13 protein-coding genes are annotated in these 12,166 nt (G+C 58.3%); 9 read left to right on the forward strand and 4 right to left on the reverse strand.

Annotation, left to right across the window (positions count from 1 at the left end; translation table 11 throughout):
- Window positions 1-292: 292 nt before the first annotated feature.
- The gene (gene wecB / locus ACX80D_RS15255) at window positions 293-1,432 is read right to left on the reverse strand and encodes a non-hydrolyzing UDP-N-acetylglucosamine 2-epimerase (RefSeq protein WP_459323725.1); all 1,140 of its coding nucleotides are present in this window, start codon (window positions 1,430-1,432) and stop codon (window positions 293-295) included.
- Between the two features lie 108 nt (window positions 1,433-1,540).
- Complete coding sequence (locus ACX80D_RS15260) at window positions 1,541-2,137, reverse strand: YdcF family protein (RefSeq protein ID WP_459323726.1); 597 nt, start codon at window positions 2,135-2,137, stop codon at window positions 1,541-1,543.
- Between the two features lie 153 nt (window positions 2,138-2,290).
- Between ACX80D_RS15260 and ACX80D_RS15265 the strand changes: the two genes are divergently transcribed.
- On the forward strand, window positions 2,291-4,060 hold the full coding sequence (locus ACX80D_RS15265; RefSeq protein WP_459323727.1) for a hypothetical protein: 1,770 nt from the start codon (window positions 2,291-2,293) through the stop codon (window positions 4,058-4,060).
- A 54-nt stretch (window positions 4,061-4,114) separates the two neighbouring features.
- On the opposite strand, the gene ACX80D_RS15270 is transcribed toward ACX80D_RS15265, so the two are convergent.
- Window positions 4,115-4,489 carry a hypothetical protein gene (locus tag ACX80D_RS15270; protein WP_459323728.1) on the reverse strand — a complete coding sequence of 125 codons (375 nt, stop codon included), beginning with the start codon at window positions 4,487-4,489 and terminating at the stop codon, window positions 4,115-4,117.
- Between the two features lie 197 nt (window positions 4,490-4,686).
- Between ACX80D_RS15270 and ACX80D_RS15275 the strand changes: the two genes are divergently transcribed.
- From ACX80D_RS15275 to ACX80D_RS15305, 7 genes are all read left to right on the forward strand, one after another.
- Window positions 4,687-4,983: a hypothetical protein gene (locus tag ACX80D_RS15275; RefSeq protein WP_459323729.1), complete on the forward strand. Its 297-nt coding sequence runs from the start codon at window positions 4,687-4,689 to the stop codon at window positions 4,981-4,983.
- Window positions 4,980-5,303 carry a type II toxin-antitoxin system PemK/MazF family toxin gene (locus ACX80D_RS15280; RefSeq protein WP_459323730.1) on the forward strand — a complete coding sequence of 108 codons (324 nt, stop codon included), beginning with the start codon at window positions 4,980-4,982 and terminating at the stop codon, window positions 5,301-5,303. Before ACX80D_RS15275 ends, ACX80D_RS15280 begins: the two co-directional genes overlap by 4 nt.
- Before the next feature lie 295 nt (window positions 5,304-5,598).
- The gene (locus tag ACX80D_RS15285; protein WP_459323731.1) at window positions 5,599-5,799 is read left to right on the forward strand and encodes a helix-turn-helix transcriptional regulator; all 201 of its coding nucleotides are present in this window, start codon (window positions 5,599-5,601) and stop codon (window positions 5,797-5,799) included.
- Window positions 5,796-6,992: a type II toxin-antitoxin system HipA family toxin gene (locus ACX80D_RS15290; protein ID WP_459323732.1), complete on the forward strand. Its 1,197-nt coding sequence runs from the start codon at window positions 5,796-5,798 to the stop codon at window positions 6,990-6,992. Before ACX80D_RS15285 ends, ACX80D_RS15290 begins: the two co-directional genes overlap by 4 nt.
- A gap of 236 nt (window positions 6,993-7,228) precedes the next feature.
- Window positions 7,229-8,908 (forward strand): urocanate hydratase, encoded by a 1,680-nt coding sequence (gene hutU, locus ACX80D_RS15295; RefSeq protein WP_459323733.1) that lies wholly within the window; start codon window positions 7,229-7,231, stop codon window positions 8,906-8,908.
- A gap of 162 nt (window positions 8,909-9,070) precedes the next feature.
- Window positions 9,071-9,292 (forward strand): hypothetical protein, encoded by a 222-nt coding sequence (locus ACX80D_RS15300; protein WP_459323734.1) that lies wholly within the window; start codon window positions 9,071-9,073, stop codon window positions 9,290-9,292.
- Complete coding sequence (locus ACX80D_RS15305; protein WP_459323735.1) at window positions 9,293-9,718, forward strand: PIN domain-containing protein; 426 nt, start codon at window positions 9,293-9,295, stop codon at window positions 9,716-9,718.
- Between the two features lie 108 nt (window positions 9,719-9,826).
- On the opposite strand, the gene ACX80D_RS15310 is transcribed toward ACX80D_RS15305, so the two are convergent.
- Window positions 9,827-10,618, reverse strand: a complete 792-nt coding sequence (locus ACX80D_RS15310) for a GNAT family N-acetyltransferase (RefSeq protein ID WP_459323736.1) — start codon at window positions 10,616-10,618, stop codon at window positions 9,827-9,829.
- A 279-nt stretch (window positions 10,619-10,897) separates the two neighbouring features.
- Between ACX80D_RS15310 and ACX80D_RS15315 the strand changes: the two genes are divergently transcribed.
- Window positions 10,898-12,115 carry an NRAMP family divalent metal transporter gene (locus tag ACX80D_RS15315; RefSeq protein ID WP_459323737.1) on the forward strand — a complete coding sequence of 406 codons (1,218 nt, stop codon included), beginning with the start codon at window positions 10,898-10,900 and terminating at the stop codon, window positions 12,113-12,115.
- Window positions 12,116-12,166 lie beyond the last annotated feature (51 nt).

The following is a 12,166-nucleotide window of genomic DNA, read 5'->3' on the forward strand; positions in this document are numbered from 1 at the left end:
GCAAGGAGAAACTAACCTTGCCAAAGCCACCCGTGGTGCCCGCAACTACCCGGATCGCGCCCTCAAACTAGCCGGCATCACTACCAGCTAAACGACTTTGCAGCCGCCCTGCCTCGCACTAGGAGCGACTCGATTTCCTGTTTCTCCAGTTTTCCAACGTCTGGCGAAATCACATGCCGCTCCCGCGCCCCGGCGAGAGGTTTCATTTCGGCAGTTTCTGACCACCGGAATACTGCCGCCGCATGGCGGGTGTCCACCTCTTTTGTAGCAGCTGTCTGGGTCTTTGTCATCGTTAGTTGAAGTCATCCATACGTTCGCCAATATTCATCATCTGAGCAATAGCAGCTAAAGTTCGTGCCGCGGCTTTACCATCCCCGTAGGGGTTTACTGCTAGGGCCATGGAGTCGAAATAGCTCTGATCGTTCTTCAGTCGGGATACTTCAGAGACAATTCGTTCTTCGTCAGTTCCAATTAGTTTGCAAGTGCCAGCAATTACAGCCTCAGGGCGTTCCGTGTTGTCACGCATAACAAGGACGGGTTTACCTAGACTGGGTGCTTCTTCTTGGACGCCGCCGGAGTCGGTGAGAACAATGTGGGCCATCGAGATCAGGCGGGTGAACTCGCCATACGCGAGGGGCTCAGTGACGAGAACGTTGGGTTTGCCTTCGATCGCGGGAAGGACGGCTTCACGAACTACAGGGTTCTTGTGGACGGGAAGAACGATCATCATATCGGGGTATTCTGCTGCAAGTCTCGCCAAAGCGCGCCCGACACCTCGCATTGCATCGCCCTGATTCTCACGTCTGTGTGTAGTGACAAGCAAGATTTTTCGGCCGCTTGCATCTAGGTCTTCCAAGGCTGGATCCGTGAAGGGCACCTTTTTGTCCACGGTGGTCAGCAACGCATCGATAACGGTGTTTCCGGTTACGACAATGTGATCCTCGTTCACGCCTTCATTTAGAAGATTCTGTTTGCTAATGCTGGTCGGAGCAAGGTGGAGGCTGGCGATCTGGGTCGTGATCTTTCTATTTGCTTCCTCAGGGAAAGGCGAGAACAGGTTGTGGCTTCGCAATCCAGCCTCGGCATGCACGACGGGAATTCCTCTGTAGAAGGCGGCAATCGCACCCGCAGTGGAAGTGGTTGTATCCCCTTGAACCACTACGACATCCGGCTTGTTTTCAGCAAAAAGCCTATCCAAGCCGCTAATCGTGCGTGTCAGAATATCTGAAAGCGACTGGCCCGGCTGAAGGATGTCGAGATCGTGATCCGGAGTGATATCGAACAATTCGTTAACCTGGTCCAGCATTTCGCGGTGCTGCCCAGTCACGGTCACAACGCAGTGGAAGTGCTCGGACGCCTTTAGCGCAGCAACAATCGGCGCCATTTTGATGGCTTCCGGGCGAGTTCCGTAAATTGGCATGACGACTGGCAATGTTCCCCCAACGGGTACTAAGGAATTAGTGATTCAATCTGGACCTTATCTGATTCGCGGGTTTTTTGGGAATTTGGTGGCATAGGTCTCACAGATATTGCGGCAGCGTCAACGAAGAGGGGAGTCGCATTCTGGACTGAGGAAGACTGTCAGCAGTCCACCGGTTTCAATGACGAACCGCCGCAGCCACTGCCATGGTGAAAATTGTGGGCCTGTACCCACCATTTGCACTCCTGATGGTGTGCACTGGTTGAGCAGTCGCTCGGAGCGGGCCACGTGATATTTGGATGTCACTACGGTGATCGAAGACCACTTGTAGTCGGTTGCAATCAAACCAATGGCATCGGCCTCACCACGTGTATTTAGTGGATCAGGAGTGAAGCAAATGATGTCCGGGTAGATCTGCTCGTTGCCGTGTGTATCGCAGTAGTCATCGGCGCTGGCATTTCCAGGGGTGTTCGTATTCGACAGCACTAAGTAGGGCGCATCAAGTTCGGCGCGGAGCATCATGGCTTCTAGAAGCCGTTCCTTGCTCGCGCCGCCCAACATCACCACGGCATCAGTCTTTGTCAGCGGGGGAGTCTGCACGTTGTAAAAGAGTTGGAACGCCACAATCAACCACAGCATCAGAGCGGCCAGCACTGCCAATGCAATTTTGACGACAGTCCTGTGCAGTTGCGGCGGCTGTGGTTTGGTGGCGGGCATCGGCTTAGTCTAACGCGCAGTACTGGGCGTGGAGGCGAGGTGGAGCCTGATGGTCCCGACCATTCTGAGATACACCTGAGTGGCTGCTGGATATTTACTGGGTGGCGAATAGGCTAACAAGTGGACTAACCGCACCACAGAATTGATTGACTCATGCGCCTTCAACGCGCCCTTGCCCTCCTTGCCGTTGCTGCTTTGTCAATGTCGGCCTGCACATCGCCTGCGGACACCGACACTATTGGCCCCTCCGCCTCCACTGCTGCAACCACCGCGGCGCCCGCGGTGGAGGTTCCGGTCTCGGCGGTATTTGGCGAGCCCACCTCACTTGACCGGACCATGTATGGCGGTTCCTTCAACGGAGGCTGCGTCGTGGGCCCGGAGAAGACCATGGTGTGCACTGATTTGTCCGGCGAAGGCGGCAACTGGCTCAACTCCGTTATTGGGATCGATCAATTGCGCAATCCACCATCATTGGAAGCCCATCCGCCGGTGCCGCTGCCCGGGTTCCCCTTGGCCAAGGGCACTGACCGGCTGGACCGTGTGCTGGCCACTCCTCAGGGCTACCTGCTGGCCATTCGGAACAACACCGGCACGCCCAGCACGAAACTGACGCACGTCACCCCTACTGGCCAGGTGCTCTGGGAGCATATTGTCTCCGGCCCGCCGCTGCGAGACGTTGCCGTCACCGCTGAAGAGGTCCTGCTCAGCACCGAGGTTGGCATCTCATCCTTGGTTCTTGCAGATGGAAAACAAGGCTCCACGGCTGCTCCCGCGGGGACATTGCTGGCTGGCACTACACCGGGGCGTGACGGATTTTCCACGTTCTCACCCGGTACCGTCGGCCTGCCGAAAAGCGCCGGGGGAACCGTTCTGACCTTGGCTGATGTGCCCGCCGCTACGGAGTTCTCCTGCATTGGATCGAGCTTTCCGGCCGCCAATTGCAGCCAGATTGAGGAACTGTACGCAGACTCGGATTACCTGGTGGTAGCGAAAACCACCACGGAAGAGCGTTTGACAGAAACTTACGACGCAGCAGGAGTTCTCCTGTGGACCGCGACGGATCCTGTCACGACCGCCGCACGGCTTGGCGATACGATTGTGCTCGGCTATGCCGGATCGAACAAGGCCAAGGATGGCAGTGCCCGCATAGCCGTGGTGGTGGCGGAGTCCGGTAAGGAAATCGGCACTACCAAGACACTAGAGGGCGGCAGCTTTTACGTTGCCGGCGCCACCGCCGAGGGCGTCCTCTACGGAGTTGATGGCGATGGCATTCCTGGTGCCTACGACATCTCTTACGGCGTCATGCCCATCATGGTGGAAACCTCCAGAGAGTCAGCTCCCGTGACCGCGGACGCTTCCGAGTCCAGCACTCAAGATCCAGCAGGCGAGCCCACCAAAGACAGGACCGCTGGCTGGAAGGATCAAGTATCTGCCGCCGGAGCATTCACGTTCCAGACGCCCGCCACCTGGACGGTCCAGCAGGAGCCGGGTGGAATGGGGGACACCACTGTGGTGACGGATCCGGCGTCGGGCATCAAGATCAGCGTAGGCGAGGGGCTCACTGGATTCGGCGGAGCCTGCGCACCGGGGTATGCAGGCATCGACGAATCCATGACCGTACTGGCAGAACCGGTGCCCGGCATGCATCTGGCATCCACTCCCATTGGCGGCCGCACGCCCACCTTGGAGGTGGAGCAGGAAGGGATGGACTTCAACTATTCCATCACTATGACCGGCGCCCAGCCGCCGTGCGGGATGTACACGGACCTGTTCGAGTGGCCCGGGGTGGGGACGGTGCGCATCGGTGCGAATGTCAGCGTCATGGAGCTGGCTCAGACCGGTATGGCACCGTCGGACTACTTGGCATCGGAGCTGCACCGGAACCTAGCGCGTGTGCTGCTCTCCATGACGGCTGCGTCCTAGGGGTGCAACTGGCTGGGCGGGCTGCTGGTGTCTAGCGCGGCGATCGCCGGTAGTTTACTTGGCGGCCTTAGTCTGGGCAGCGTATTCTTCCTGCGTCAGATCCAGGGCCACGTTGACGTAGGAAGAATCGGTCATGGTTCCGGCGGCGGGATCCGTTGAACCCACTTTAGCGTCGGCCCAGGGGCTGCCCTCAATCCAGGTGGCGCCGGTCTTATCAACCAACTGGGCAAAGAAATCATCCTTGACCAAGGTCTCGTAAGCTTCTTGGTACGTCATGCCGACAACGTTAGGAACTGCGCGCTTCTCCTGTGTTGCTGCGGAGCTGGAGCTTGCAGATTCGCTGGGGCTCGATGTGCCTGCAGCGGAGCCACATCCGGCGAGGCTGGCAACCAGGATTGCAGCGACAGACAAGTGAACTAATTTCTTCATGGGCCTATTTTCATCGTCAATGTACAGGGCGGAGTTAATGCTCTGCTCTGTGATTATTTAGCGCCTCAAGCGTAGTTGTTCAGATGTTGGATACCTTGCTCGCAGTGGGTATTTATGGGGCAGATCACAGGGGCGGGTTGCTGGTTTCGGGATGGCTGGGGCCGGCTAGGGGATGGATACTGCATCACAAGTGATGCATGTCTGCAGATATGCGGTTTCCCACCCCAAAGCGACTATCTCTTCCCCTGTCTGCGCTCGATCTGAAAGAACTCGAACTGATTCGTGGTTCCGAACAGCACCGGAGTGCGTTGCCGGGCCGTGTGAGTGCAGAAGCCTCGGAAGCCGAGCTGGTGCACGCAATCTTTGAGGCTGGATTGATGCGCGTCCGTGAGTCCATTGAACTGGTGGGCTACGGTGAGCTGGCCAACGACGTGGAATACACCAGCTATCACGCCCAGCGCAGGGCCACGGCGGGCCGACGCCGAGGTGAATGATGGTGAAATTTTTGAGGGGCCAGATCTACGCGGCACTACTTCCCGGGATGGCTGAGGAGAAGTACTACGTTGTGGTCTCCAACAATGCACGCAACCGAAGTTTGGGAACAGTTCTGGTGGCTCGAATTACGACCAGTGACAAGCCCGAACTGGCCTCGATTGTGCTGGTACCTGCCGGTGAGCTCGTTAGTGGCAGTGTCCTGTGTGATGACATCGAAGACATGTGGGAGGGCGATGTGCGCAGGCTGCTGGGGGTCTTTTCTCCGGCCTCGATGCGAAAGGTAGATACTGGGCTCGCTGCGGCGTTGGGCCTCATCTAGGCTGCAACCCCTCGGGTGCGGTGCATCGCTCAGCGTGGTTGGAAGGCGTCCGTTGGGCTTGGTGAGCATGGCGGCGCAGGTGACTCTCCGACGTCGAACATTCCACGTTGAAATTTACCGATGTGAATCTTGACTGTCCGCATTCGGCAATATTCTGCCGATTGCGACGAAAGTCGGGCCAAATTTTGCCCCTATTCCCTAATTCGGCAATATCTTGCCGAAATAGCTAAAGTCAGGCATTATGGATAGAACACTTGGTTGATTCGGCAATATTTTGCCGATTGGAGGTGGTCGTATGGAGAGCGTAGCAACCGTAGCCGCAGTCATTCGCAGGGCGAGGAAAGAAGCAGGCCTCACGCAGGAGGACTTGGCGAACCTCGCCGAAACTTCACAGCGAACCATACGGGCTATTGAGACTGGGACGGGGAACCCCTCCCTCCGTGCGGTGGCTTCCGCAGCCAACGTCTTAGGGCTCCGCTTGGCAGTGGTGCCATGACCAGCGACTTGCAAAAGCTCAAATCTGTACGAGAGGCGGACGTCTACAAAAGTGGAGTGTTGGCTGGCGCTCTTTCGCGTAGGGGTGATGGAAGCGTCCGTTTTCAATATACGGACGACTACAGGGCTGCTGCGCAAAGGCCTGTGGCGTTCTCGCTACCGTTTTCAGTGCAATCGACTGAAACGAATAATGGCGCACTGCCGGCATTCTTCGCGGGACTTCTCCCCGAGGGTCACCGCCTGACGGTGCTGAAGAATGCGGCAAAAACTAGTTTTGATGATGAGCTGACGCTACTGCTTGCTGTTGGCTCCGACGTACCTGGAGATGTACGGGTGGTTCCCGCCGGCACACTGCCCGTTGAGCCTGAATCGCTGGCTGACACCTCTCATCCCGAGGAATTGGACTTTGCGGCATTGGCTAATTCCGTGGACTTGCATGGCCTTCCTGGTGTCCAGAACAAGGCAAGCGCATCCATGCTGACCACGCCGTTGGCAGTTCGGGGAATGCGATACCTCTTGAAGCTTGATCCCGCAGAGAATCCGCATCTTGTGCTCAATGAGTCTGCTCATTTGTCTGCGGCGAAAGCTCTGAAGGTCCAAGTCGTCAAGAGCCGCGTCATCCAGGATAAGCACAATCGTGACGGTCTTCTGGTGGAGCGCTTTGATCGGATTAGTAGAAGCAACGGCGGTTGGTATCGGCTCCCTCTGGAGGACGGTACTCAGGTCATGGGTCTATCTCCAGCGTCAAAGTACTCGGTCACGTCTGAGGAAGTCAGTGAAGCATTGGCGCGCCAGTGCTTCGCGCCTCTGGTAGCAAAGCGCAATATCTACCTCCAATTTGTTTTCGCATGGGTGACCGGAAACGGGGATCTTCATGCCAAAAACCTCTCAGTTCTGGGCGATCTGGACAATAAATTCCAGATGGCACCAATGTACGACCTTCCCTGCACGCTTCTTTATGGAGATGACACTCTGGCGCTCTCCATCGCCGGCAAGACTAAGAATCTTAAAGCACGGCATTGGGCGGCCTTTGCCGATGCGCTAGGACTGCCTTGGAAAGCAGCATCCGCCGCCAATCAGCGAGCCTTGGCTGCGGCCGCCTCCATTAATTTGGACGAACTGCCATTTAGCGGATCTCCGGTGCGGGGTACACAGCGAGAATTGAGATTCCGCCGCTCGGAGCTAACGATCTGAGCAAACCGACTGAGCAAGTATGGCCCCAGCTATTCAGCTTCCCCGTGACTTCGGTGAGGGTGGCGGCGCAGGTGACTCTCCGGCGTCGAACATTCCACGCGTCTTGGTTGTCTTGGATTACAGACTGACTACCGGGTAGAGGTCTAGGAAAGCAACGCTGGCCGGGCTTTGATGGGTCTATAGGATTTTCCCCGGGAGCTGACTGCCAGTGCCGGACTACCCGCAAAGGACTCATCATGGCAACGATGCATGACCCCACCCGCACTATCCGCGCAGCACGTGGCACCGAGCTTTCGGCCAAGTCGTGGCAGACAGAGGCGCCGCTGCGCATGCTCATGAACAACCTTGATCCCGAGGTGGCCGAGCGTCCTGAGGACCTAGTTGTCTACGGTGGCACCGGGCGTGCGGCCCGCTCATGGGAGGCCTACGACGCTATTGTGGCGACGCTGAAAACGCTTGAAGATGACGAGACTTTGCTAGTGCAGTCAGGCAAGCCCGTTGGGGTGTTCCGCACCAACGTGTGGGCGCCGCGTGTGCTGCTGGCAAACTCCAACCTGGTGGGGGACTGGGCTACGTGGCCTGAGTTCCGCAAACTCGAGGCTGAGGGGCTGATGATGTACGGCCAGATGACGGCCGGATCGTGGATTTACATTGGAACGCAGGGTATTTTGCAGGGCACGTTCGAGACGTTTGCTGCTGTCGCCGAGAAGCGTTTTGGTGGCTCTCTTGCGGGGACGCTGACCCTGACAGGCGGCTGCGGCGGCATGGGTGGTGCCCAGCCGCTGGCCGTGACGCTCAACGGCGGGACCTGCCTCATTGTTGACGTTTCTGCCGAGCGTTTGCAGCGCCGTGTGGGCAAGCGCTACCTCGATGAGCTGGCACCCTCCTTGGACGCTGCGCTTTCACGGGTACTTGAGGCGAAGGCTGCTGGTACTCCGCTGTCCGTGGGCGTTGTGGGGAACGCGGCAGAGGTGTTCCCGGAGATTCTGCGCCGGCATCAGGCTGGCGAATTCACCGTAGATATTGTCACCGACCAGACCAGTGCACACGATCCTCTCTCCTACCTGCCCACCGAATACTCCGTTGAGGAGTGGGCTGCGGAGTCTTCTGCCGATCCGGAAGGTTTCACCAAGAAGTCGCAGAACGCGATGGCCCGCCACGTTGCAGCCATGGTGGACTTCCAGGATGCCGGAGCCGAGGTTTTTGACTACGGCAACTCCATCCGCGACGAAGCTCGCAAGGGTGGCTATTCGAGGGCCTTCGAGTTCCCGGGCTTCGTGCCGGCGTATATTCGTCCCCTGTTCTGTGAAGGCCTTGGCCCGTTCCGTTGGGTTGCTCTCTCCGGTGATCCCGAGGACATCCGCGTCACCGACGAGGCTTTGAAGGAACTGTTCCCTGATAACGCTCATTTGCATCGCTGGCTTTCTGCAGCTGAAGAGCATGTTGAGTTTGAGGGCCTGCCGGCGCGTATTTGCTGGCTCGGTTATGGAGAGCGTGCCAAGGCTGGCGTGCTGTTCAACGAACTCGTTGCCTCGGGCCGGGTCTCGGCCCCGATTGTGATTGGCCGCGACCACCTGGATTCTGGATCGGTAGCTTCGCCGTACCGCGAAACTGAATCCATGAAGGATGGCTCCGACGCCATTGCCGACTGGCCGCTGCTGAACGCCATGCTCAACACCGCCTCCGGTGCCACGTGGGTTTCCATTCATCACGGCGGCGGCGTGGGTATTGGCCGTTCCATCCACGCTGGCCAGGTCTCGGTTGCTGATGGGTCTGCTTTGGCGGGGGAGAAGCTGGCCCGTTTGCTGACCAACGATCCCGGCATGGGCGTGATCCGCCACGTCGACGCTGGCTACGGGCGGGCCATTGAGGTGGCTGCCGAGCGCGGGGTCCGCATTCCTATGCAGGAGCAATAGGGCTCTGTCGCCGGGTCTTCGGTGAGCCGGGCGGGGTAGGGGAGTGTCCGGCGTCGTACTCCAGCCCGGCCGTGGATTTGGTGCCGGGGCGGAGCTAGTTCTTGTGGCGAGCTTGTTATATAATTGCTTATATAAGAATGATGTTACGAACGGAGATCCGCCATGGCCATTACCTCGGTTGATGTCGACAAGGCCAAGATCGCGGAGGCGCGGGCCATCTTGTCTGCTGGCAGTGCGCGAGAAACCATCGACAAATCATTGGAAATAGTGATTGCCCTCCACAACCAGCAAGCTGTCCTGGCGGAGATGAAGGTGAACCCGATGACGGATGAACATCGGGTGGCCGCCACCATCGACTATGCCGAACAAGGTTTGGAGGCGTAAATGCCGGTGGCTCCGTCGGCTCTTCCCTTGTATCTTATTGATGCCAGTGCTTGGTCCCACTACGGGTCAAGCATGTTGGTCACGGAACGCATCGATGAGATAGCTCGGGGTGGGCTAATCATGACCTGCCCGCCTGCCTCGCTGGAATACTGTTTCATGGCTAGGAATAAGGCAGAACATGACATCTTCCGGGCCCGCATGTCCCGCTTCAAGCAGGCTGAGCGGCACCCCGAAACCGCAGACGTGCTGAGTGTCCAGTCTGCACTTTGGGGATGTGGATTAGCCGGGGCTGCGGGGTCCATGGACACACTGATTGCTGCATACGCACTCCTAAACAACGCCGTAGTGGTGAGCTGCGACAAAGACTTTGGTTATCTCTCAACGGCGCTTGATGGGCGGCTTCTGCAAATACGTCTCAAGCCCTGAGGCTAAAGTCTGTCCGCTGGGGATGCTTTGCCGCCTTGCTGCTTTGCTGCCTGACTGGGCGCGGCGTAAGGCGAGCCGGCAGCGCGAGGAGGTGTCCGGCGTCGTACTCTAACGGCTCCAGTTGTAGGGAGTTGTGGTGGAGACTTTGATGAGGCCAGCCCGTTCAAGAATGGGACGGGAAAACTCGGTGGAGTCGCTGTGGACTAGGGATTTGCCCATGGCGAGGGCGGAGCGGGCACGGGCGGCGGTCAGAGCGCGGTAGATGCCGCGGCCGCGGTAGGCCTCGAGGGTGGCTCCGCCCCAGATTCCGGCGAAATCTGTGCCCGGGACGGGCTCGAGCCGGCCGCAGCTGACGATCCTGCCGTCGGCCTCGGCGACCCAGAGCTCCATGCCGTCGTTTGTGGCTAAGCGTGCGAGCAGGGAATCGGCCATGCGAGTGCTGACGGGGTCGCCGAAGGCCTCATCAGCCATGGCACTCATGGCCCAGACATCGCCTTCGGTGCTCACTTTCCGCAGCGTCACGCCTTCGGGTTGCTGGGGGACGTTCTGAGTTAGGCCCTCAAGTGGACCAATCATGATCGATTCCTGGTCCTCAGGTACGAAACCGTGGGTGATCAGTGCTTCATGCAGGCCGGGGGCGTTGTCATGGCCGCGGGTCTTCCACTCAATCTGTTCGATTTCAGGATCGGCGAGGTAGTGGTTTAAAGCTCCGGCTACCAAGGTGGGCATGTCCGCTGCCTCGACTCCATCCAGGTCTTGGTACGTGATGAAGCCGCGGCCTCCGGCAAACGTCACCAGCCGCAACGGGCCCTGCTTGGTGACGTCTATGGCGCTGGGTGTTTCGGCGTCGGTGCGGAGCTGCTGATCGTAGGCCTGAAGGTACTTCTCTTGGATTGTCATTAGTACTAGTTTCGCAGGCCGCGGGACCGTACTGTTGCGCTACTGGATTGGATCCACTGGCTCCCGGCTATTTGCTGTTTCTCTGGCTTGGGCTCCTCATGCGCTGGTGTTCGCCAAGGCTGTCTTGAGGTGATGGCGTAGTCGACGCCCAAAATTACCTGCCAATTTTCCCAAAGATTGTTGAACAACCTATTGCCTAGATTGTTCAACAACCTGTAGTGTACTTTTCATCGCTCCTCGTTGTGACTACAGTCACCCGCACCCCCGACGGATGGAAACATGGCAACTCCTACTGCAAAACCGAAGCTCAGCGCTTCCGCAAGACGTACAGCAATGCTCGGCGCCATGTTCCTCATGGCCACCAGCGCTATTGGCCCTGGGTTTATTACTCAGACCACGGAATTCACAGTCCAGATCGGCGCCGCATTCGCCTTCGCAATTGTGGTGTCCATCTTGGTGGACATCGCCGTTCAGCTCAATGTCTGGCGCATCATTGGTGTTTCCGGAATGCGCGCCCAGGAATTGGCCAACAAGGTCTTGCCAGGAGCCGGCTGGGCGCTTGCCGCACTGGTCTTCGTCGGCGGCATGGTCTTCAATATCGGTAACATCGCCGGCACTGGTCTGGGCATGAACGCCATGATGGGCTTGGATCCTAAAATCGGCGGGCTCATTTCCGCTGTAGTCGCTATCCTCATTTTCCTCTCCAAGCGGGCAGGAATGGCACTGGATAAGATCGTGGTGATGCTCGGCGCGATCATGATTCTGCTGATGCTTTACGTGGCCATCGTTGCGGCCCCGCCCGTAGGCGAAGCACTGAAGAACGTTGTGGCACCGGATAACATCAATTTCCTCATCATCACCACATTGATCGGTGGCACCGTGGGCGGCTACATCACCTACGCCGGCGCTCACCGCATGGTCGATGCAGGCGCAGGTGGCGTGGAGAACGTCAAAGGTATTACGCGGATATCAATCTTGAGCATTATCGTCACCGGCATCATGCGTGTGCTGCTTTTCTTGGCCATCCTCGGCGTCGTTGCCGGTGGCGTGGCGCTGACCAGCGACAACAAGGCTGCAGAGGCCTTTGGTTACGCGGCCGGTGAAATCGGCACCCGTGCCTTCGGTGTGATCCTCTGGGCCGCTGCCCTAACATCGGTCATTGGTGCCGCATACACCTCGGTTTCATTCATCACCAAGTCCAGTACACCTGAGCGAACCCGTAACCTCATTACTGTCGCCTTCATTGCCGTCTGCTCGGTCATCTACCTCTTCCTGGGTCAGGCTCCGCAGACACTGCTGATCTTCGCGGGTGCCTTCAACGGTCTGATACTGCCCTTCGGTTTCGCGATCCTGCTCTGGGTTGCCTGGCGCCGCCGGGACCTCTTGCAGGGTTACGCCTACCCGAAGTGGCTGCTGGTCATCGGTGTGGTCACGTGGCTGTTGACCCTCTTCCTGGGCTGGAACTCGCTGGCCGGCCTGGCCAAACTCTGGGTCTAGGTAGCTGCGTTTCCCCGTTTCCCCTCCGGCCCGCATCTCTTTGGAACTTTT

The sequence above is a fragment of the Arthrobacter sp. Sr24 genome (assembly GCF_054511175.1).